At 34.3% G+C, this 21,610-nt stretch carries 19 protein-coding genes; 12 read left to right on the forward strand and 7 right to left on the reverse strand.

The genetic code is table 11. The features are described from left to right. Window positions 1-371: 371 nt before the first annotated feature. Window positions 372-710: an HU family DNA-binding protein gene (locus tag T367_RS0106385; RefSeq protein WP_169736035.1), complete on the reverse strand. Its 339-nt coding sequence runs from the start codon at window positions 708-710 to the stop codon at window positions 372-374. 52 nt (window positions 711-762) lie between these two features. Here T367_RS0106385 and mutY point away from each other — a divergent pair, with 52 nt between their 5' ends. The 7 genes from mutY (at window position 763) to T367_RS25545 (ending at window position 9,099) form a co-directional block, all read left to right on the forward strand. After that, entirely contained in the window at window positions 763-1,797 is a 1,035-nt protein-coding gene (gene mutY, locus T367_RS0106390) for an A/G-specific adenine glycosylase (RefSeq protein WP_027419095.1), read from the forward strand. A gap of 31 nt (window positions 1,798-1,828) precedes the next feature. Then, the gene (locus T367_RS0106395) at window positions 1,829-2,272 is read left to right on the forward strand and encodes a single-stranded DNA-binding protein (RefSeq protein WP_027419096.1); all 444 of its coding nucleotides are present in this window, start codon (window positions 1,829-1,831) and stop codon (window positions 2,270-2,272) included. A gap of 21 nt (window positions 2,273-2,293) precedes the next feature. Then, window positions 2,294-3,640 carry a gliding motility-associated protein GldE gene (gene gldE, locus T367_RS0106400; protein ID WP_027419097.1) on the forward strand — a complete coding sequence of 449 codons (1,347 nt, stop codon included), beginning with the start codon at window positions 2,294-2,296 and terminating at the stop codon, window positions 3,638-3,640. After that, window positions 3,630-4,202: a gliding motility lipoprotein GldD gene (gldD, locus tag T367_RS0106405; protein WP_027419098.1), complete on the forward strand. Its 573-nt coding sequence runs from the start codon at window positions 3,630-3,632 to the stop codon at window positions 4,200-4,202. Before gldE ends, gldD begins: the two co-directional genes overlap by 11 nt. Window position 4,203: 1 nt before the next feature. After that, window positions 4,204-5,247 (forward strand): sensor histidine kinase, encoded by a 1,044-nt coding sequence (locus T367_RS0106410; protein ID WP_027419099.1) that lies wholly within the window; start codon window positions 4,204-4,206, stop codon window positions 5,245-5,247. A gap of 96 nt (window positions 5,248-5,343) precedes the next feature. Further along, window positions 5,344-5,745: a hypothetical protein gene (locus tag T367_RS0106415; RefSeq protein WP_027419100.1), complete on the forward strand. Its 402-nt coding sequence runs from the start codon at window positions 5,344-5,346 to the stop codon at window positions 5,743-5,745. A 21-nt stretch (window positions 5,746-5,766) separates the two neighbouring features. Next, window positions 5,767-9,099, forward strand: coding sequence for a PKD domain-containing protein (locus tag T367_RS25545; protein ID WP_157454144.1), 3,333 nt, complete (start codon window positions 5,767-5,769; stop codon window positions 9,097-9,099). Between the two features lie 4 nt (window positions 9,100-9,103). Here T367_RS25545 and T367_RS23745 read toward each other — a convergent pair whose 3' ends face one another. The 5 genes from T367_RS23745 to T367_RS0106455 form a co-directional block, all read right to left on the reverse strand. Then, window positions 9,104-11,356, reverse strand: a complete 2,253-nt coding sequence (locus T367_RS23745; RefSeq protein ID WP_072032171.1) for an RNA polymerase sigma factor — start codon at window positions 11,354-11,356, stop codon at window positions 9,104-9,106. A gap of 74 nt (window positions 11,357-11,430) precedes the next feature. After that, the gene (gene mfd / locus T367_RS0106430; protein ID WP_027419102.1) at window positions 11,431-14,763 is read right to left on the reverse strand and encodes a transcription-repair coupling factor; all 3,333 of its coding nucleotides are present in this window, start codon (window positions 14,761-14,763) and stop codon (window positions 11,431-11,433) included. A 123-nt stretch (window positions 14,764-14,886) separates the two neighbouring features. After that, complete coding sequence (tpx, locus tag T367_RS0106440; protein WP_027419103.1) at window positions 14,887-15,384, reverse strand: thiol peroxidase; 498 nt, start codon at window positions 15,382-15,384, stop codon at window positions 14,887-14,889. 38 nt (window positions 15,385-15,422) lie between these two features. After that, complete coding sequence (gene fbp / locus T367_RS0106445; RefSeq protein ID WP_027419104.1) at window positions 15,423-16,418, reverse strand: class 1 fructose-bisphosphatase; 996 nt, start codon at window positions 16,416-16,418, stop codon at window positions 15,423-15,425. A gap of 387 nt (window positions 16,419-16,805) precedes the next feature. Then, the gene (locus T367_RS0106455) at window positions 16,806-16,997 is read right to left on the reverse strand and encodes a hypothetical protein (protein WP_027419106.1); all 192 of its coding nucleotides are present in this window, start codon (window positions 16,995-16,997) and stop codon (window positions 16,806-16,808) included. Between the two features lie 53 nt (window positions 16,998-17,050). Between T367_RS0106455 and T367_RS0106460 the strand changes: the two genes are divergently transcribed. The 5 genes from T367_RS0106460 to T367_RS0106480 all read left to right on the forward strand — a co-directional run bounded on the left by T367_RS0106460 (window position 17,051) and on the right by T367_RS0106480 (window position 21,077). Beyond that, window positions 17,051-18,016, forward strand: a complete 966-nt coding sequence (locus tag T367_RS0106460) for a hypothetical protein (protein WP_027419107.1) — start codon at window positions 17,051-17,053, stop codon at window positions 18,014-18,016. A gap of 108 nt (window positions 18,017-18,124) precedes the next feature. Further along, the gene (gene purQ / locus T367_RS0106465; protein WP_027419108.1) at window positions 18,125-18,811 is read left to right on the forward strand and encodes a phosphoribosylformylglycinamidine synthase subunit PurQ; all 687 of its coding nucleotides are present in this window, start codon (window positions 18,125-18,127) and stop codon (window positions 18,809-18,811) included. Window positions 18,812-18,961: 150 nt separating this feature from the next. Next, window positions 18,962-19,333 carry a BlaI/MecI/CopY family transcriptional regulator gene (locus T367_RS0106470; protein WP_027419109.1) on the forward strand — a complete coding sequence of 124 codons (372 nt, stop codon included), beginning with the start codon at window positions 18,962-18,964 and terminating at the stop codon, window positions 19,331-19,333. Continuing rightward, entirely contained in the window at window positions 19,326-20,513 is a 1,188-nt protein-coding gene (locus T367_RS0106475) for an energy transducer TonB (protein WP_027419110.1), read from the forward strand. The genes T367_RS0106470 and T367_RS0106475 overlap by 8 nt, the downstream gene beginning before the upstream one ends. A 102-nt stretch (window positions 20,514-20,615) precedes the next feature. Beyond that, window positions 20,616-21,077, forward strand: coding sequence for a hypothetical protein (locus T367_RS0106480; RefSeq protein ID WP_027419111.1), 462 nt, complete (start codon window positions 20,616-20,618; stop codon window positions 21,075-21,077). A 7-nt stretch (window positions 21,078-21,084) separates the two neighbouring features. Here the strand turns inward: T367_RS0106480 and T367_RS0106485 are convergent, their stop codons facing one another. Continuing rightward, window positions 21,085-21,507: a DUF1801 domain-containing protein gene (locus T367_RS0106485; protein WP_027419112.1), complete on the reverse strand. Its 423-nt coding sequence runs from the start codon at window positions 21,505-21,507 to the stop codon at window positions 21,085-21,087. Between the last annotated feature and the right edge of the window lie 103 nt (window positions 21,508-21,610).

The following is a 21,610-nucleotide window of genomic DNA, read 5'->3' on the forward strand; positions in this document are numbered from 1 at the left end:
TGGGTTTTGAATTTACTATAAGTTCAAAACTCACTGACTTGAAAATTTAAATTAGAATAAACCAAGAAAACTTAACAGTAATTACTGTTAAGTTTTTCAAGAATTAAATACAAAATGAAAGTTCTATTAAAGAACTATTTTTTCTTTTTGTGTCTGTTTTTTCTAAGTCTCTTTTTTCTCTTGTGAGTAGACATTTTATGTCTTTTTCTTTTTTTACCGCTTGGCATAACAAAGATTTTTTTTATGAATTAATACTTTAACTTTTATTTAATATGTAAAAAAAACTCCCTGAAAATCAGGAAGTTTTTAATTTTTCATCCTTAAATTGGAGGACAAAGATAGTAAAACTATTTACTAAATGCAAAAGTTGCTTATTTTACTGCAACTTTCTCTTTAACCTCTTCAATAAAAGTCTTTGCAGGCTTAAATGCTGGGATGTTATGTGCTGGTATAATAATAGACTCATTCTTTGAAATGTTTCTACCTGTCTTTTCTGCACGTTCTTTTACGATAAAAGAGCCGAATCCTCTTAAATACACGTTGTCACCGCTACTTAATGATGTTTTTACTGAGTTCATGAAAGCTTCTACAGTTGCCTGTACAGCGATTTTTTCAATTCCTGTTTCGTCTGAGATTTGTGATACAATATCTGCTTTGGTCATAACTTCTTTATTTTTAATCTTTTGTAAATCATGACAAAAATAATTCATATTCTTTGGATTGTTTTAATAAAAAGTAAAGAACTTTGTATTTTTTATACTAATGGCTTATTTTTCAATATCAATACACCAATGGTTTAGACAAAGCTCAAGAAGCTTACCTTGGAGAAAGACTAATAATTCATATAAAATATGGTTATCGGAGATAATATTGCAACAAACGAGGGTAGATCAAGGCTTAAATTATTATTTAAAGTTCGTAGAAAACTTTCCTACCGTTTTTGATTTAGCAGAAGCGTCTGAAGATCAAGTCCTCAATCTTTGGCAAGGTTTGGGTTATTATAGTAGAGCTCGAAATTTACATTTTACCGCAAAATTGATTGTTGATCAGTATGATGGCGTTTTTCCTACAGCATATAAAGATGTTCTCTCGCTTAAAGGGGTAGGTGTATATACTGCAGCGGCTATTTGTTCTTTTGCGTCAAATTTGCCTTATGCGGTTGTGGATGGGAATGTTTATCGCGTTTTGGCTAGGTATTTTGCTGTAGATACGCCTATTGATAGTACAATCGGTAAGAAAGTGTTTCAAGATTTAGCGGACGAATTGTTGGATCGTGAGCAACCTGGGAATCATAATCAAGCATTGATGGAGTTAGGGGCTTTGGTCTGTACGCCTAAATCTCCTGATTGTGAAAATTGTCCAGTCGCCTTAATGTGTCAGTCTAGAAAGGAAGGTACGCAGTTGTCATTTCCTATAAAAACCAAGAAGATTAAAGTGAGAAAGCGCTACTTACACTTTTTTGTTTTCTGTGTTAAAGATAAGGTTGTGTTATTAAAACGTGATGAGAACGATATTTGGAAAGGCTTATATCAATTTCCATTAATTGAAACGGATTCGGAAATTTTATCTGGAGATGAAGTTCAAAATCGTTTTGGAGATATTACCGCAATAACTGATATTACCTTGAAGCATCAGTTAACACATCAGACTTTATTTGCAACTTTTCATCGTGTATTTGTGGACGAATATCAAACATTAAAAGGTGAAATTCTTGTAAAAAACATCGACTTGATTGATTATGGAATGCCACAACTGTTAATAAGATATATGGAGGACCGTGATATTTTCACCCTATAATACTTATATTTGTAGATAATATTGAAACGTTATGGCAGGTAGTGTGAATAAAGTGATATTGATTGGAAATTTAGGACGTGATCCGGAAATTAGACACCTCGAAAGTGGCGTTTCTATTGCACGTTTCTCAATTGCTACTTCTGAGACTTTTACTGATAAAAACACAGGTGAACGTCGTGATGTTACTGATTGGCATAATATTGTTTGTTGGAGAGGTTTGGCTAAAGTGGCTGAATCATATCTGAAAAAAGGAATGAAGGTTTATATTGAAGGAAAATTGAAAACCCGTTCTTGGCAAGATGAAAATAATCAGACGAAATATTCAACTGAAGTCGTTGCGGATCAAATGACAATGTTATCGAGAGCTGAAGCAAATAATATAAAAACTGAATATCCTAGTTCGGTTGAAAATAACCCAGTACAGCCGCCAGCAGCGGATTTAACTTCGGAGCCTGAAGATGATTTACCGTTTTAATTGTACAAAAACTGAATTTTGATGGATTCTTTAGAATTAGTGTTTGCAACAATTCAGTGGAGTGATATCTGGTTAACAGTTAGCTTTAGTATTGTATTTATAATTCTCCTATTATTTGCGTCAGCATTGGTGTCAGGTGCTGAAGTAGCCTTCTTCTCCTTAACTCCATCCGATCAGGAAAAAATTGGCGAACAACCTGGTAAAGCAGCTGAAACAACAATTTTGCTTTTGCAAAAACCTAAAAGTCTATTGGCTATTATTTTAATAACGAATAACTTTATAAATGTCGCTATCATTATATTATGCTCTTATCTATCGAGTACAATATTTCCGCCTGATCAAGTCGATTCTTTAATCAAGTTTTTAATAGATGTTGTTGCAATTACTCTTATTCTTTTATTGTTTGGTGAAGTAATACCAAAAGTATATTCTGCTAAAAATGGTCAAAAAGTAGCCTTGTTTATGGCTGTTCCTCTAAAAGTAATTGGGAATACTTTTCCTATCAATCTATTAAAAAAGGGACTTGTTCAAGGAACGTCGTTGATTAATAAAAAAGTTAAAAAAAGGGTAAAAGATTTGTCTCCAGATGATTTAGCAGGTGCAATCGAATTGGCGAGTGAGGCATTGGATGATAAAAGAGATCTAGAAATATATCAAGGGATTGTTGAATTCGGGAAAAAAGATGTAAAACAAGTAATGCGTTCTAGGATGGATGTAGAGGCTGTTGAAGTGAATCTTAATTTTCATGAATTACTAAATAGGGTAGTTGGTAAAAAAGGGAATTCGCATTTTTCTCGTGTGCCAGTTTATAAAGAGTCTTTTGATCATATTGTGGGTGTACTATTTGTCAAAGATCTATTGCCCTATGCTGAAGAGAAAGAAAATTTCGATTGGAAAGCCTTGGCAAGGGAACCTTATTTTGTTCCAGAGAATAAAAAAATTGACGATTTACTTAAAAGTTTTCAAGAGCGAAAAATGCACATGGCTATTGTTGTTGATGAATATGGAGGTACATCGGGAATTGTGACATTGGATGATGTGTTGGAGGAAATTGTTGGTGAAATCTCTGATGAATTCGACGATGAGGATTTGACTTATTCTAAATTAGATGACAATAATTACATCTTTGAAGGGAAAACGGCCTTAATTGATATGTATAAGGTACTTGAAATTGATGGTGATCGATTTGAAGAGGCAAAAGCTGAGTCTGATACAATTGCAGGATTCATTATTGAGCAAGCAGGGAAAATTTTAAAGAAAAATGAAAGGGTAGTTTTTGAACATTATACTTTCACCGTTGAAGCTGCTGATAGTCGCAAAATAAAACGTGTCAAATTAACAATTCAACAGCAAACAAATGAAAATTAATTTAACCATAATAGGAATAGTATTCTTGAGTTTTTTCGGCATCTTAGCTTGTGACGAAGAGGTGGATTATTATCCTAAACCGCGTGGATTTATGAGGTTGGACTTTCCAGAGCGGACTTACCAAAGCTACCAAGACGATAGTTGCCATTATTCATTCGAATTGCCAGACTATTTTTCAGTCGTTGATAAAGAGAACTGTAATAAAAATATTGAAATTAAAAGATTTAATGCCACCTTATTTTTAACATATCAACCGATTGATACCAATCTGTTTATGCATTTAGAATATGCCCGTAAATTGGTCTATGATCATAGTATTAAAGCAGATGAAATTTTAGAAAAACAAACAATCGATACCACAAGGGATATTTATGGCGTCAATTATATGATTGTCGGAGATGCAGCTTCTCCCTACCAATTCTACTTAACGGATAGTACCAATCATTTCTTAAGAGGTGCGCTTTACTTTAATGTTAAACCGAATTATGATTCTATTCGAACAAGTTTGGAATACTTGATAGAGGATTTTGATCATATGATTGGTACAGCCAAATGGAATTAAAATGAATCTGTCAAAACCCATACATTTAATATTGATTGGGAGTACACTACTTTCAGTACTTGTATTTTCTACTTTGTTATTATTTGAATCTTTTACAAAGCTAGATTTTAGCCTCTGGTCCCTATTTTTAATTCCTCTTATAACTTTTGGACTCTCTTTAGGCGTCTTTACTTATTTAGTTGGTCGTTTTATTAATGATAAGATTAAAGTGATTTATCGTATCATCAGTAAAAAACAATTACAGGACGAAGAGAAAAATGAATTAAGTATCAGCGCTGATGTATTAACAAAATTAACTGAGGATACAGCGCAGTGGGCAAAAACACAGAAGAAACAAATTATTGACCTTCAACGTCAAGCTGAGTTTAGAAAAGAGTTTTTAGGAAATTTAGCACACGAATTGAAGACCCCAGTTTTTAGTATACAAGGTTATATTTTAACTTTATTAGAAGGCGGATTGGAAGATGAGCGGGTGAATAGAGATTTTTTAGAACGGGCTTTAACTGGTGTTGATCGTATTTCGAATTTATTGGAAGATCTTGATCATATTTCTACCCTTGAAAGAGATCGTTTTGCTTTGAATAAAACGAAGATTGATATCGTTGACTTAGCAAAACAGTCTTTTAAAGAATTGGAAGGTAAAGCTGACGATAAACATATAAAATTGTCTTTTGTCAAACACTATGATCCTATTTTTATTAATGGGGATCGCCATAAATTAGCACAGGTTTTTATCAATTTAATATCGAATTCAATTTCTTACGGAACTGATGGAGGATATACTAAAGTGCGTTTCGAACGGATTGAAGAGGGTAAAATTTTAATTGAAGTTTCTGACAATGGGGTAGGAATGGATGAACAACATATTCCAAGATTATTCGAGCGTTTTTATCGTGTAGATAAAAGCCGGGAAAGAAACGTAGGTGGCTCAGGATTAGGCCTTGCCATTGTAAAGCATATTATTGAAGCACACGAACAATCTATAAATGTTCGGAGCACAATTGGTGTTGGCTCAACTTTTTCATTCACGCTCGATAGAATTTAATTGTAGTTTTTTTGTAATTTAAAGCTTTGGTCTGGTAATTTGACAACCCTTCACGTGTAGTTTGCGTTACCATTTAACGATACTTAATTAACCTACATGAAATTTATTTTAGGAGTAATTTTTGTTTTATTCAATGCTTCTTATTCTTTTAGCCAAATTGATAATACCGTCCTTTTAGATTCTATCCAATCGAATAGTGATGAGACTTATTTTTATTTTTCTTCAAACGAATCTTTTATTGCCGGTGCCAATTCATATGTGCTACATATTGGTGCGAAACCATTTTTACTGAACGAACATCCCAATGGTAATTTAAGCCGGCTAATCTTTAAAGTTCCAACCAACGATTTTGAGGCCTTAAAAATGAATGCAGAAATTGTATTGGTTTATGGGTTTTACCATTCAAATACACAACAAGACGGAGAAGGGAATTTGACCAATGGCTATGTTGGCATGCATTGGATATTGGGTCAATTGCAAGATTTTAAAAATAAATAATTGATTGTTAACGCTTACTTTATGAAAAATATCACCTCAATTTATTTAGTGTTTTTTGCGCTTATTTCTTTTGCACAAACACCTGATCCTGGTCTTCCCGGTGATTTAGATGTTTCTTATTTGGAATATGATTTTGGGGATGAAGAATTTGATGCGCCTAGTTTTCCTGACTTAATTGAAGTAACAGGTTCTGTGCATTATCCAACAGATATGAGTGAAGGTCCATATCCTGTGATTTTGATCCTACACGGTCGTCATTCTACTTGTTATAGTGGGGGTTCAACTAATATTTCTTGGCCTTGTACCGGAGGATTCGAACCGATTCCAAGTTACCAAGGATATGATTATTTAGGAGAACATTTTGCCAGTCATGGTTATATCGTAATTTCAGTTTCTGCAAATAGTATCAGTTCGACTGACAATGGTGTAGGTGATAGAGGAATGCGTGCGCGGGGTGAATTATTGCAATATCATTTAGATTTATGGGACGAATGGAATACCGTTGGTGGTGATCCTTTTGATGAGTTATTTGTTGATAAATTGGATATGGATAATATCGGAACGATGGGCCATTCTAGAGGAGGTGAAGGCGTAATTGAGCATGCTTTATACAATCGTGAATTAGGAAGTCCTTATGGAATTCATGCTGTTTTAACTTTAGCACCAGTTGATTTTAATCGACCGGTATTAAATGGAATTGCTTTAATGAATATTGCTCCTTATTGTGATGGAGATGTTAGTGATTTACAAGGGGTGCATTTTTATGACGATGCGAGATATAATGATCCCGATGATACGACGGCAAAACATAATATTCTAATGTTGGGTGCCAATCACAATTACTTTAATACGGTTTGGACACCAGGACTTTTTCCAGCAGGTGCAGCAGATGATTGGGGTTATGTCGACGGTGGTCAATCTGATGCGCATTGCGGTTCTTCAAGTCCAGATAATAGAAGATATACACCCGAAGTTCAACGGAATGCACTTTTAGCATATTCGTCTGCATTTTATCGTGTTTATATTGGTGGTGAAGATGAATTTGATCCAATTCTTAAAGTAGAGGATGTCGTCCCTCCTGTCTCTTCAACATTGAGTGGTGATGATATTTATATGTCTTTTCACCCACCAATGCAAAAACGTGTTGACTTGAATCGCTTGGATACCGAAGAAACTGAAGATATTAATTCTCTTGGTGCTGCAGCTTCAGAATCTGGTTTAGTTACTTATGATATCTGTGGCGATGACTTTGGTGAGCAATATTGTATTGGAGTTGGGACAGCACAAGAACCACACAATAAAAATGGTGGAGTAGTTACTTTAGGATTGTCGCAAATAGAGATGGCTTGGAATTCGCCGGACGATTTTTATCAGAATGATTTGCCCGTTTATATGCAGGACTTATCTCAATTTGATGCGATACAATTTAGAACCTCCGTTAATTTTCAATCATCACCTTTTGAGGTGCCCTTGAATTTTAGCGTTGTATTGCAAGATTTGGATGGCGTTACTTATGATTTAGCGGTTGAAGATTATAGCGATGCTTTATTTTTTCCTCCTGGTGATTATGGTACAACTTTACCGCGTATTATGCACAATACGATTAGTTTGCCTTTAGCTGATTTTGAAGATGTCGATATTACACGAGTTGAAAGTGTGAAATTCTTATTCGATAAATCAGCAAGTGGTGCTGTACTGGTTTCTGATTTAATTTTTAGTGCTGGTGAGAATGTTTTATTCCCGCCAATTGCTGGTTTTATAGCGAATGTGACTTCAACATGTACGGGTATTGTTGAATTTACTGATTTGTCTGATTTTTCACCAGCTGAATGGTTGTGGGAATTTGGTGATGGAACAACTTCAGCTGAAGAGAATCCAACGCATATTTATGAATTAAGTGGTACTTATACTGTAACTTTAACTGTGTCGAACGAAGCTGGTGATGATAGTGAAATAATTGTTTCTTATATCGTGGTTGATAAGCCTGAAGCACCTGTTGGAGAGGATGTAAGTATTTGTGGTCCTGGATTGGTTACAATGAATGTGACAGGTACTGGTGGTGATTTGGAATGGTTTAATGATGAAGTTGGTGGCTCCCCAATTTTTACTGGTGACGAATATCTTATTCCAATAATGGATACACGTGATTTCTATGTGCAACAAACATTTGTAAGTCCGTTACAATCTGTAGGTCCTGAGGACAATACTTTCGGTGGTGGAGGATTCTTTACCGCTAATGATACACGTGGTTTGTTTTTTGACGCTGTTGCACCTTTCGTTCTTGAATCAGTGCGCGTTTATGCAGGTTCTGCTGGAAATAGAACAATTCAAGTTTTAGATAGTGAAGGTGGAGCTGTTGTACATTCAACTGTTGTAAATATTCCCGCAGGTGAAAGTCGAATTGATTTGAATTTTGATATTTTACCGCACGATGGTTATTATTTAAAAGTTACTGGTGCGCTTGTAGATTTGTTCAGAATTAATGATGGGTCACCAAGTTATCCATATGAAATTCCGGGCTTGGTTGCTTTAACAGGGTCAAATGTTGAAGGGGAAGAACTTGATTTTTATTATTACTTCTTCGATTGGGATATTAGAGAAGCGAACTGCGAAAGTAGTAGGATATTAATTACTGCCGAAGTTGTTACTTTGGATACTTTAATTGCATTAGCGACTGATTCTGTTGTTTGTTTAGGTGAAACAACCGTTCTTTATGGTGAAGGTGCAGATACTTATTCATGGGATATGGAGGTTGAAGATGGTTTATCATACACGCCAACTGCTACAAGAACGTATACTTTAACAGGTACGGTAGATGAGTGTTCTGAAACAAGAACAATTGAGATTGTTGTTAATCCGCTGCCTATTGTTACAATTAGTGATGATGTAGTCATACTGACAGGCGAATCAACAACTTTAATGGCAAGTGGAGGTTTGACTTATGCTTGGTCGCCAATTATTGGTTTGGATGATCCTACATCTGCCTCTCCAATTGCTAGTCCAGAAGAAACAACGACTTATACAGTTACTGTTATGGACGAAAATGATTGTCAAGAAACGGCATCTGTCACAGTGACTGTCGAAAATCCGAGTGGGGTTGGACTTGAAACGCTAACTGACGCACAGTTTATAATTCGTCCTAATCCATCAACTGGTCGCATAATAATCGTTCATCCTGATAACTTCACGAATGGTTCAATTTATGTCTATAGTATGGATGGTAAATTGATTTTAACCGAATCAGTTCGTGAAGCGAATACAGAATTAAACTTGACTTCAATCGCGCGTGGCACATATTACGTTCAATTGAGAAATGAAACAGTAATTTATCAAAGCAAAATTGTATTGCAATAAGAGCCTATTGCAATTCGACTGTGCCTTGAAAACAATTCAATGATAAATTGGCTTGGTTTGCTCCATTTTGATTGAATAAACCTTGAATGATATTGGTATTGTTCTCGTCTTGAATCGTTCGGGCTACAAAGTTTAATTTATTATATTGAATTTGACTGTATTTTCCTGTATAATTAAAATCGTATTTAGCATCTCTGTTTAAGGTTAAATCATAGTCACTATATTTTCCGCTGAATACAACGGAGGTAGCTGTCGGACTTAAGCTTAAAATCTCAATTTTATCTTGTAATGAATTGATATCAATGGATTCGGCAATGTTTTGTATAGAATATTTGGAGTATTTACTTGAATTGATCTTAAGTTGACCAATAATATTTGCTTTAAACTTCACTTGTAATATTGAATTGAAATCAACCTCGGATATATTGTGCGCTGAAATGTTTGAATACTTGTGAGAGCCCGTTAATTTTTTAATATCTGTTAATGTAAAATCACATTGAAGTGTAGTTGCATTTACAGCGCCTTTTGTAGCAGCGGTGAGATTAGAATACTTAAAATCACCATCAATATCACCTGTTACAGATTGAAAATTAAAGGTTGTCTGCATTGATTGTGTATTCAGGTCGTGAATGGTAGCACCATTAATTGTTGAATATTTTGTATTGATATCGACATTATTCCCATTGCCAAAATTGAATGTGCTTTGCATAAATTCCAGTTTCGCATTTGTAAAATTGCCAACATTTATGGTGCTGTATTTGGCTTCTAAATTCAAATCACCTTGAATGTTGCCTGCGTTTAATGTACTTTGGAATAAACTTCCAGATAATTTCCCAACACTTTTATTCAAGTCAATTTCTGCATTTTTGGCATTTAATTCTAACGCCAAACGTTCTGGGATATGGATGGTATAAGTTCGTTCGAGGTTCCTGTATTTAACCGTTTGGCCATCTGGAAAAGTAACAGTACTGTATTTCTTTTTGCCCAATGATATGTACTTGGTACATTCACCATCGAATTTAGAATTAATATCCAATTTGCCATCTTTGAGATTGATAATATGGCCTAATTTTTCGGCTAGAATTTTATCGTCTTCTGGTTTTTTACCATTGTAAACAAAATCTGATGCGATCAGGATCTCTTCTTTTTTCCAAGTGCTAATCGTAATTTTCTCTCCTAAATCGTTGATATTTATCGAATGAATGTCTGCTGCGGCTATTCTATCACTATCTATGGTTAATGTTTTACTAGGTTTATCATCAATCGTATCTGGTGGTAAATTTATTTGTTGAATTTGATTGGGAAGCGCACCTGGAACGAACCTTGTTAGCATCGCTTGCGGGCCAATTCCTATTTTATCAATTTTAGTATTATTGGCTTTCGTTAACGTTTTAACTGGACTTTTTAAGGTTGGCTTTTCATCGAATTCAACTGTTTCTACTATTTCAACTGCGGGAGCAATAAAAGCTGTTTCAAGATGTGTTTGGCTATTGGCATTTTCTTTATTCGAAATAAAAAGTACGGCGCCCGAAATAACAATGAAACTTGCAACGCCCACAATTAATTTTTGAGTACCTGTTACTATCCCTTTAGATAATGCAGCACTTCCACTTAGTCCATAACTTTGAATGATTTCTGTTGCATCAAGTAGACTCATTGGTAAGGCCTGATTTTGTGCAGCAGCGAAGTATAGATCTATGTTTTCTGTTGCTGATCCTTTTAAATTGAGCAATAGGGCTGCAACAAGTGCTGTTTCTTTTGCATAATCTTCCTTCAATAGAGAAACTAGTTTTTCTCGTCCTCGTTTTATCCTTTGCTTAACTGCAGATTCTTTTGATGCTTGAATCTCCATGATTTCCTTAATCGGTAAATCACTTATTTCAAAAAGTACGAGTGCTTCCTTTTGTAATTCAGGTAGCTCGTCTAAAGCGGCATAAAGTATTTGTAAGTCAATTTTCTCTTCTATTCCAACCGAATGATCACGTAGATTATCTGCTTGCTTTTGATGATAATCACCCGCGAATTTTTTTCGTCTAATTTTATTGAGGCAAATATTATTTGCCGTTGTAAATAGAAAAGATAATAAAGCTTGTTTATTCTTGATCTTGCTATAATTCTCTAACCCTACAAGTAAAACATCGTGCACCAAATCATTTGGGTCCATGATTCCGCGACTCTTTACGATACAGAATCGAACAAGTGAATCGTGTATCTTATGGTAGGCTTCGAGAAATTCTTTTTTATCTGATGTGCTCATTTTAACGCTTATTGGTTTCAACAAGTATGAAACCTAAGTTAGGTAAAAGTCACAAGCCAAACAAAATAAATTGATTAGCTAATTCTTTCTAGGTTAGAAATGGCCTTTGAAATCGAATTAACTTTGTCAAAAATCAGTCTTAATTTATTGTTCCGCTCATTCATTTTTGCATCCGCTGGATTGGTTTGAATGAAACTTAAAACTTTCGTAAAATGACTCGATTGATAATATGGTGAATCTGGTTGACTTACAAAATAACCAATCATCTTATTGCCTTTGATCACCAACTTCTCAAATCCAATAGTTTTTGCCTTCCATCTTAATTCGATTGACTTAATCAATTCCTCTACCAATTCTGGCATTGGACCGAATCTATCGATTAGACCTTGACTGAATTTTTCTAAGTCGTTGTGATCATTCGAATTGTCTAAGCTTTGGTAGATCATTAATCTTTCCGCAACATTGTTGATATAGGTATCTGGAATTAATAAAGCTAAATCTGTTTCAAGAATACAATCTGTCACAAATTCATCATCGTCAACCGAACTATCTTCGGTGAATAATTCTTTAAATTCGTTCTGTTTTAATTCTTTTAACGCTTCGTTTAAGATCTTCTGATACATTTCGAATCCTATATCTGAAATAAATCCTGACTGTTCTCCTCCCAATAAATTTCCAGCACCTCTAATATCTAAATCACGCATTGAGATATTAAATCCTGATCCTAAATCTGAGAAATGTGCAATCGCTTCTAATCTTTTTCTCGAATCAGAAGGCAAAGTATGTAGGGGCGGAGCAATTAAATAACAGAATGCTTTTTTATTCGATCGACCAACACGCCCTCTCATTTGGTGCAAATCACTTAATCCAAAATTCTGTGCATTATTGATAATGATGGTATTGGCATTTGAAACATCAATTCCCGATTCGATAATGGTAGTTGCGACTAGAACATCATATTCGTTATCGATAAAATCAGACATTAATTCTTCTAATTTTTTTCCATCCATTTGTCCATGTCCAACCGCAACTCTTACGCCAGGGCAAAGTCTTTGAATCATGCCTGCAACTTCGTGAATGTTCTGTACGCGATTGTGTACAAAAAATACTTGCCCACCTCTTTGTACTTCGTAAGAAACGGTATCTCGAATGATTTCCTCGTTAAAAGTGATCACTTCGGTATCTACCGGCTGCCTATTCGGCGGTGGTGTATTGATGATCGATAAATCTCTTGCGCCCATTAGCGAGAACTGCAACGTTCTAGGTATTGGTGTCGCAGTTAAAGTCAAGGTATCAACTGACGCTTTAAATAGTTTTAATTTGTCTTTTACACCTACACCAAATTTTTGCTCTTCATCAATTATAATCAATCCAAGGTCTTTGAATTTGACATTTTTACCGACTAGTTTATGAGTACCAATAATGATATCTAATTTACCTTCGGCTAATCTTTTTAGTGTTTCGTTGGTCTGCTTAGTAGTTTTGAATCTATTAACATAATCAACAGTACAAGGCATTCCTTCAAGTCGATCTTTAAATGTTTTATAATGTTGTAAAGCTAAGATTGTTGTTGGAACTAATATGGCAACTTGTTTGCTGTCAGCAACGGCTTTAAAGGCAGCTCGAACGGCAATTTCAGTTTTACCAAAACCAACGTCTCCACAAACCAATCTGTCCATTGGTGAATCGGATTCCATATCCTCCTTAACAGCGATTGTTGTTGTTAATTGATCAGGTGTGTCCTCAAATAAAAATGATGCCTCTAATTCGTTTTGTAAATAAGTATCAGGAGAGTATGCAAATCCTGATTCTTGTTTACGTTGTGCATATAATTTAATTAAATCGTACGCAATTTCTTTTATACGTGTTTTAGTTTTCTTCTTGGTATTGCTCCACGTTTGGGTACCAATCTTATTCATTTTCGGTTGTGTGCCTTCTTTACCCGTATATTTTGCAATACGGTGTAAGGAATGGATAGAAACATATAAAACATCATTGTCACGGTATACCAATCGAATGGCTTCTTGTGGTCTGCCGTTAACATCAATGATTTCTAATCCAGAAAACTGACCAATTCCATGATCAATATGTGTAACAAAATCACCTTTTTGAAGATTGTAAATTTCTTTAAGCGTTAAAGCTTGTTGGTTTTTTCTGTATCCGTCCTTGAGCCGAAACCGGTGATAACGTTCAAAAATCTGATGATCTGTATAACAAACAAATTTTTCGTCGTTGTCTATAAAACCTTCATGTAAGGCAAAAGAAAGTGTGCTAAATTGTATACTCGAATTTAAATCTTCGAAAATGGCATATAATCGCTCGATTTGTTTGGCTTGACTGGCAATAATCATATTCTTGAAGCCAGCTTTTTCGTTGAGCTGTAAATTCTCAATCAACAAATCGAACTTCTTATTAAAGCTAGGTTGCAATCCAAAATTAAAATGGAATTCGTCACCTTTAAAAAAATGACGCTCACCAAATTCAATTATGTTGTGTTGAAGGACTTGCTTTTCAAATATTGCTTTGCCTAAAAATAGATCAACTGGCGGTGAATGTTTAACCCCAGTGTCAGGCAGGCCTTTGTATATTTTTAGTGCTTTTTCATATTCAACATCTATCGTTTGAAGAATGCCTTTATAGTCACTAATCCAAGTGGTTGAAGTGTTGCTAATAAAGTTGAAAAGGGTTTCTCTTACCTCTTCTGTTTTGTATTGTTGAATATTTGGAACAACTGTAAGTCGTGCAATATTTTTAATGGACAGTTGGTTAACGGGATCGAATGTTCGAATGGTATCAACTTCATCACCAAAGAATTCAACCCTATAAGGTACATCGTTTGAGAACGAAAAAATGTCAACGATTCCACCTCTTACAGCAAACTGGCCAGGTTCGTAAACGAAGTCAACTTTTTCGAATTCGTATTCAATTAATAATTCGTTGATAAAGTCAATTGAATATTCTATCCCCTTTTTGATTTCTAAAATGCTTTTTGCGAATTGCTTTTTAGTAATAATTTTTTCAAAAAGTGCTTCAGGGTAAGTTACAACAATAGCTTGGTTCCCACGATTGATTCTTTCTAGAACTTCTGCTCTTGAAACAACATTAGCATTGTCAATTTCTTCGAACTGATAAGGCTTTTTATAACTGTGGGGGAAGAACAGAAGTTTATCACTGTTCTTATTTAAGTTTTGTATATCATTTAAGAAAAAAGCAGCTTCTTCTTTATCGTTCAGAATGAATAAATGCGAACCTCTATGTGATTCGATTATAGCATTTGCAATAACTGCTTTTGAAGATCCAATTAATCCCTTAATTGCGATTTTTTTGTCCTCTTCTTGTAAAAGTGAGGCTATGGATTGTACTTTGTCTGAATTTTTATAGGCTTCTTTAAACTCATCAACGGTCATGTCGCAAATTTAGCCCTAATAATTTGGAAAATATGACCGAAAAGAAAAAATTAATCGGTGGATTTAATATTAAAAAAGAATCAAAGCAATCTTTTACAATCGCTTTGATTCTTGAAAGCTTTATTAAAGCGCAGCAATAGCTGCATCAAAATTTGGAGATTCTCCAATTTCTGGTACTAGTTCAGTGTATTTTACTGTACCGTTTTCATCTAAAATTACAATTGCTCTTGCGTGCAAACCTTTAAATGCTCCATCTTCGATAGAAACACCATAATCATCACCAAAAGCACCTTTTTCAAAATCTGAAAGCACTTCTACATTCTCTATGCCTTCAGCACCACAGAATCTTTTTTGAGCGAATGGTAAATCACGAGAGATACACAATACTGTTGTGTTTTCAAGAGCAGATGCTTTTTCGTTAAAATGTCTAACAGATGCAGCACATACACCAGTATCAACACTCGGGAAAATATTTAAAATTAAATTTTTTCCAGCATAATCAGCCAATGACTTTCTACCCATATCAACACCAACTAAGGCAAAATCTTTTGCTTTTGTTCCTACTGCTGGTAAACTTCCATTTGTATTACATGGCGCTCCGCCTAATGTTATTTTTGCCATAATTCTATCTTTTAACTAATTGTTCTTTGTTTAATTTATTATTCAGCTGCAATAAATGCTTCTGCTTTTTCAACCATTGCCGAATTCCCTGTGAAATAAGGAACACGTTGATGTAAACCTGTAGGTGTAACTTCCATAATTCTTTTTTTACCATCAGATGCTGCACCACCTGCTTGCTCAGCAATAAATGCCAAAGGATTACATTCGTATAATAAACGTAGTTTACCAAGTGGTGCATTTGTAGTTGAAGGATAAATATAAATCCCTCCTTTAATCAAGTTTCTATGAAAATCAGCAACTAAAGATCCAATATAACGTGCTGTATATGGTCTGTTTGTTTCTTCATCAATAGTTTTTGCATAATTAATATAGTCTTGAACGCCTTTCGAACTTCTTAAGAAATTCCCTTCATTCATTGAATAAATTTTTCCTGAATCAGGAAATTTCATATTGGGATGTGACAAAACAAAAACACCGATACCTGGATCAAAAGTAAATCCATTTACTCCAAACCCTGTTGTGTAAACCAACATAGTTGATGATCCATAAATTATATAACCTGCAGCCAACTGTTCGGTACCTGGCTGTAAAAAATCTTCGTTTTCTACAGGTGTACCAACGGGCGTTTTTCTCTTGTAAATACTGAAAATTGTTCCGATTGAAACATTTACATCAATGTTCGAAGAACCATCAAGTGGATCCATTGCAACAATGTATCTACCAGTTTCATTGATTTTAATAAAATCATCATTTTCTTCTGATGCAATACCGCAAACAACATTTCTTGCTGTTAAGGCTTTGATGAACTGGTCATTTGCAATTACATCTAACTTTTGTTGTTGCTCCCCTTGAATGTTTTCTGAGCCTGCTCCACCAACTATATGACTTAAAAGGCCAGCTTTGTTGACTTGCTGACTAACTATTTTTGAAGCCAATCTAATGCCACTTAATAAACTTGAAAATTCTCCACTCGATCCTGGAAAGTCTTTCTGTTTGTCTACAATAAATTCGCCTAAAGTTGTCAAGTTATTCATCTTTTTTTCTTTGTTTAGATGGTGCAAATAACGCTATTTTTTACTGGATTAACAATTGAATTTGTACCTTTGTGTCTATAAGTTAATCGGTAATGAAAAGATTTGTACTAGTATTTTTCCTTTTCTTTTGTTTTTTGCAAGATTTATTTGGGCAATGCGCAATGTGTAAAGCAGTGGCTATGGAACAAATGGAAGAGGATTCGAGTTCCTTAAATACTGGAATTTTATATATAATGATAATTCCATATATCATTCTATTTATCGCTTTCAGAAAAAAAATATTTAGTTTCCTACGCGAATTAAAAAATGCGAACGTTTCTTAAAAACGAGAATTTTTTAAACAAAAAAAACCTCCAATAAATTGGAGGTTCATCAAAGTATTACTTTTTACTTACGCTGATCTGGGTTATTCGCCGCTTCGTTATTGAATTTGTTTTGTCTAAACATCCAATATCCAAACGCTAAAAAACCTGCGATTAACGTAATTGTCCAAAAAGAATCTCCAATTGGCTCTAAAGTGTTACGAAATAACCATTGCGCTCCGTCGGCAATTCCATAAAAAACATCTGATGAACTCATATAAATTGTATTTGTGAAACAAATGTAATAAATAATTACATTAATTTTGAAGCATGCTAATAAATTTGTACAAAACTAAAACACCGATTGCAATAATTACTTTGCCATTGTTAATTGCCGTCTTAGCATTACAAGTTTTTTTAGTTGAAATTCCTACTGATTCTAATGTGTTTAGCTGGGAGTCTCAGTTTATAGAAATGATTCACCAAATTCCTTGGTTGAATTTTCTTTTAACTGCCTTTATAATAACTTTAACCGCTTTACAGTTGAATAATGTGGTGAATAATTATGGGTTTTATTCAAAGAACTCTTATTTACCTGGTTTTATTTATACACTGCTGCTCTTCACCTTTAATGCTTTTTATTTCTCTTGGACAATATTAGTGTATGCCTTATTGAGTTATGGCCTTGGTTATCTATTTAAGGTTAATCGACAGGATTGTGCAAAGAGTCCAATTTTTATGGCGTCTTTGCTAATAGGAACTGCAATTGCACTTGTGCCTTGGCTTTTGCCGCTTTTTCTTTTGCCTATAATTACGTTAATCCTGTTTAGATCTTTCATTTGGAGAGAACTGTTCTTGGTACTGCTCGGTTTTATCTTGCCGTGGTTTTATTATTTTGCCATTTATTTTATTGTTGAGGGGAATTTAATCTTTGCACAAGACGGAATTGTTCTCGCTCCAAGATCTTTTGACCTTAATTGGTTATTGCTTGCTTTTTATGCTGGTATTTTATTTTTAATCCTTTTTTCTTTTTGGCGTTTTCTAATCGTAATGAGCGGACAATTGATGCGATTTAAAAAACGAAGTAAAATACTTTTCCACTTTATTTGGATTGCACTAATTTCTACAGCCTTGAATTGGTATTTTTATGATGTATTATTAGTAGCATCTATTATTCCAATAGCAATTATCCTTTCAGTACAAATTCTTTATGTGAGGAATCTCTTGATTTATAATGTGCTAATATCAAGTTGGTTTATTATTGTACTGGTCCTTCGTATTGTCGAATTGGTTTAATCTAACCGAGCTTTTAAGTGTCTTATTTTTTTCTTTAACCTATTGTTGGTCGTTTATTAGATGAATTAAACGAATAATATTAACTTTGCATTGCAAAAAAAGAATAAGATGAAATTTGGTGTAGTTACTTTTCCCGGTTCAAATTGTGACCAAGATATGTATGATACTTTAGCTGTCTCTTTAGGGCAGAAAGTTGAAAAATTATGGCACAAAGATAAAGACCTTAAAGGTGTTGATTTTGTAGTTCTACCTGGGGGCTTCTCTTTTGGTGATTATTTAAGATCAGGTTCAATTGCGAAGTTTTCACCAATTATGGAAGCTGTTATTGAACATGGTTTAAAAGGTGGTTACGTAATGGGCGTTTGTAATGGTTTTCAAATTTTATGTGAAACACCATTGTTAGATGGTGCTTTATTGCATAACGATACACAAAAGTTTATTTGTAAGAATATCTTTTTATCGCCTGTGAGTAAGTCAACTATTATTACTCAAGACTTAGATCACAATAAAGCATATAAGATTCCTGTTGCTCATGGCGAAGGAAGATTTTTTGCTCCAGAGGATATGCTAAAGCAAATTCAAGACAATGATCAAATCTTATTTGAATATGTTGATGAAGAAGGAAATGCTACGGCGGAAGCGAATCCAAATGGTTCATTATTAAACATTGCTGGAATTACGAATAAAGGCAAAAACGTGTTTGGAATGATGCCACATCCTGAAAGAGCATCTGATGCAGATTTAGGAAATACAGATGGAAAATTATTTTTCGAGTCTATTTTAGCGAATATTTAAAAGATTTAATTCATTATAAATGAAACGCTTGACAGGGATGTCAGGCGTTTTTTTATTGGTTTAAAAACTATATTTATAATTATATAATTAGTTTTATAGTTGTATAATTAGAAAAGTAGTTGTATGTTTGCTTCAAGCAATTGAAAAATAATGAAGAAAAAGGAACTTACCAAAGCAGAAGAACAAATCATGCAAGCAGTATGGTCGATAGAAAAAGGTTTCGCTAAAGATATTCTAGAAGCATTACCAGCGCCTAAACCGGCTTACAATACTGTATTAACTGTTGTGCGTGTTTTAGTCGATAAGAAATTTTTGACTTACGAGACATTCGGCAAGGCGAATAGATACGAACCGACTTTGTCAAAGGATGATTATTCTTTACAGCAATTACAGACTTTAAAGAAAAAGTACTTCAATAACTCGAATAAACAATTGCTTTCGTTTTTTATGAAAGAGAATTCAATGGATTTGAATGATTTGGATGAAATAGTATCAATTATAAAAGCTGAAGGGGATGAATAATTTAACGTGGTATTTTATTGAGTTTAATTTAATTATAGCGGCACTATATATAGGGCTGTTGATTTTAAAGAATTTTATTGATTTTAAAATTCAAAGAGCCATCTTATTTGCCAGTCCGCTTGTATTATTAGGCTTGCTATTATTTAAAACAACGGAAGTAGCGCATAGCTTTATTGTGCAGCTGCCTGTTGTAAATGTCGGTGAAGCGGGTGCGACCGTTGCAATCGAATCGATTAGTAATACATGGGGTTGGTTGAGTTTATGGAATATTTATTGGCTAGGTGTTGTTATAGCAGGTGTGCTATTAATCATCCGCACAGCAAAAGTATTTTTGTTCTTTCTGAATCATAATTTTGAGAAAGTGGGGAATTTAAAAGTTTATGCTGTTGAGGATGTGCCTTCATTTTCTTTCTTCCGATACATTCAAATAACGCCGAATATTGATGCGGAACAAAGGGACATTATCCTTGAACATGAAATGCTGCACAATAAAAAGTCTCACTCATTAGAAATTATTCTATTCGAATTATTCCATGTTTTTACATGGTTTAACCCTGCGGTTTACTTCGCAAAACGGTATTTAGTTGATCTTCACGAATACGAAGTTGATCAGCAATTATATACCAAATACAATGTCAATTACATGCAATTTTTATTGGCATATTCTTTAGGAACTAGTTCAAATACATATTTATTAACCAATCAGTTTTATAATGTTCTAACACTGAAAAAAAGAATTAAAAAGATGAAAACAAAAACAAAAAATTACAAAGGATTGATTTTAATGTTTCCTATTCTATTGTTGACTTTAGGAATGGTACAATGTACTGAGGAGAAAGTGGAAATTGTGGAGGAGGAGATTGTTGATATTCCTGAGGTAGAACCTTCATATCCGGGAGGTGAAGCGGCAATGGCTCAATTTATCGGAGATAATATTAAGTATCCTGCAATTGATGTTGAAAATGGCGTGTCTGGTATCGCTTATACGCAATTGGTTATCAATAAGGACGGTTCGGTAGATCAAGTGAAAGTTGTACGTGGCGTAAGTGAAACAATTGATGCTGAGGCAAAACGTGTTGTCGAATTGATGGACGATTGGACGCCAGGTCAACAAGACGGAAAGGCAGTTGCAGTACGTTATGTATTGCCGATTAATTTCCAATTATCGGAAGAAAACTAATAAATTGATAAGCACTTCGGAGTAAACGGTCGCCGGAGTGTTTATTATTTTTTACTTAAAGATATAAGTGTACAATATTCGTTTTATCGCTACCTTGTTGGCATGAAGCTTTTATTTTTCTTTTTAATAACCTCTTTGGTTTTTAGTCTTTCAAATTGTTCAGAAGATAAGTCATGGATTTATTTTGATTATGACGTGGTAAAAGCTTTTCACTATACGAATGAAGGTAAGGGAGTTTCTAGTAATTCTGGTGTTTTTTTTGATGGAAAAATGAATCCTACCGTCATTAACCCTATTGGTGCTAAATTAAATCCAGAGCAGATCAAATTCTTGGGTGAAGTGCTAAATGGTAATAAAAACACGAATGAAACAGGGCAATCTGAATGTTATATTCCGCATCATGGTATCGTTTTCTATAAGTCAGACGATATTGTTGCGCATATTAGTATTTGTTTTATGTGTGACCGGATCGAATCAGTGCCGAAAAATCGACTTAATCAGACTGTTGTCTTAGAACCAATGTTCAGAGAATTGGGGATCCCTATCAATAAGGATGTATATTAATACTTATTTATTTTTCTTCCCACATGTCTTTGACTGCAGCAACCGAAGCTTTAATCAATTCTTCTAATACTTTTAAATCGATATCCTCCAATTTATTGACATATAGGCAGGCCTTACTCGTTTTGAATTTACCTAGTTTTTCAAGCAGATCTGTATGTTTGTCAAAACCATCCATTAAATAGATAGAGTGTTTAGCTTTTCTTGGTGAGAAACCTGTGATTAGAGCGTCTCCCTCACGTCCGCTTTCGTATTTATAGTGATACCTGCCGTAACCAATAATACTCGCGCCCCACATTACTGAAGGATAACCTGTAACCTTCTCAAATAAGTCCAATAAGACTTTTGCTTCTTCTTTCTTTTTATCATTATCAATTTCTGCGATGAATGCTAAAGGACTGATTGGAGTTGCTTGTGTTTTGTTTTTTGCCATAATGATAAATTTAATAAAATAAAACAGAAAGAGGTGAACCAATTTGGTTCACCTCTTTTAAGTAGTTTTTGATTTGCTTTGTTGAGATCGTTCGTAGGGTTTA

It is taken from the genome of Crocinitomix catalasitica ATCC 23190 (assembly GCF_000621625.1).
Lineage (GTDB): Bacteria > Bacteroidota > Bacteroidia > Flavobacteriales_D > Crocinitomicaceae > Crocinitomix > Crocinitomix catalasitica.

What these genes read in the sequence shown, in the direction of transcription:
- T367_RS0106470 (WP_027419109.1), top strand. Translation starts at nt 18,962, where the DNA reads ATGAAGAAAAAGGAACTTACCAAAGCAGAAGAACAAATCATGCAAGCA.
- T367_RS0106485 (WP_027419112.1), bottom strand. Translation starts at nt 21,507, where the DNA reads ATGGCAAAAAACAAAACACAAGCAACTCCAATCAGTCCTTTAGCATTC.
- T367_RS0106455 (WP_027419106.1), bottom strand. Translation starts at nt 16,997, where the DNA reads ATGAGTTCATCAGATGTTTTTTATGGAATTGCCGACGGAGCGCAATGG.
- gldD (WP_027419098.1), top strand. Translation starts at nt 3,630, where the DNA reads ATGAAAATTAATTTAACCATAATAGGAATAGTATTCTTGAGTTTTTTC.
- T367_RS0106395 (WP_027419096.1), top strand. Translation starts at nt 1,829, where the DNA reads ATGGCAGGTAGTGTGAATAAAGTGATATTGATTGGAAATTTAGGACGT.
- purQ (WP_027419108.1), top strand. Translation starts at nt 18,125, where the DNA reads ATGAAATTTGGTGTAGTTACTTTTCCCGGTTCAAATTGTGACCAAGAT.
- T367_RS25545 (WP_157454144.1), top strand. Translation starts at nt 5,767, where the DNA reads ATGAAAAATATCACCTCAATTTATTTAGTGTTTTTTGCGCTTATTTCT.
- fbp (WP_027419104.1), bottom strand. Translation starts at nt 16,418, where the DNA reads ATGAATAACTTGACAACTTTAGGCGAATTTATTGTAGACAAACAGAAA.
- T367_RS0106415 (WP_027419100.1), top strand. Translation starts at nt 5,344, where the DNA reads ATGAAATTTATTTTAGGAGTAATTTTTGTTTTATTCAATGCTTCTTAT.
- T367_RS0106475 (WP_027419110.1), top strand. Translation starts at nt 19,326, where the DNA reads ATGAATAATTTAACGTGGTATTTTATTGAGTTTAATTTAATTATAGCG.
- mutY (WP_027419095.1), top strand. Translation starts at nt 763, where the DNA reads ATGGCTTATTTTTCAATATCAATACACCAATGGTTTAGACAAAGCTCA.
- T367_RS0106480 (WP_027419111.1), top strand. Translation starts at nt 20,616, where the DNA reads ATGAAGCTTTTATTTTTCTTTTTAATAACCTCTTTGGTTTTTAGTCTT.
- T367_RS23745 (WP_072032171.1), bottom strand. Translation starts at nt 11,356, where the DNA reads ATGAGCACATCAGATAAAAAAGAATTTCTCGAAGCCTACCATAAGATA.
- T367_RS0106460 (WP_027419107.1), top strand. Translation starts at nt 17,051, where the DNA reads ATGCTAATAAATTTGTACAAAACTAAAACACCGATTGCAATAATTACT.
- tpx (WP_027419103.1), bottom strand. Translation starts at nt 15,384, where the DNA reads ATGGCAAAAATAACATTAGGCGGAGCGCCATGTAATACAAATGGAAGT.
- gldE (WP_027419097.1), top strand. Translation starts at nt 2,294, where the DNA reads ATGGATTCTTTAGAATTAGTGTTTGCAACAATTCAGTGGAGTGATATC.
- T367_RS0106385 (WP_169736035.1), bottom strand. Translation starts at nt 710, where the DNA reads ATGAATTATTTTTGTCATGATTTACAAAAGATTAAAAATAAAGAAGTT.
- T367_RS0106410 (WP_027419099.1), top strand. Translation starts at nt 4,204, where the DNA reads ATGAATCTGTCAAAACCCATACATTTAATATTGATTGGGAGTACACTA.
- mfd (WP_027419102.1), bottom strand. Translation starts at nt 14,763, where the DNA reads ATGACCGTTGATGAGTTTAAAGAAGCCTATAAAAATTCAGACAAAGTA.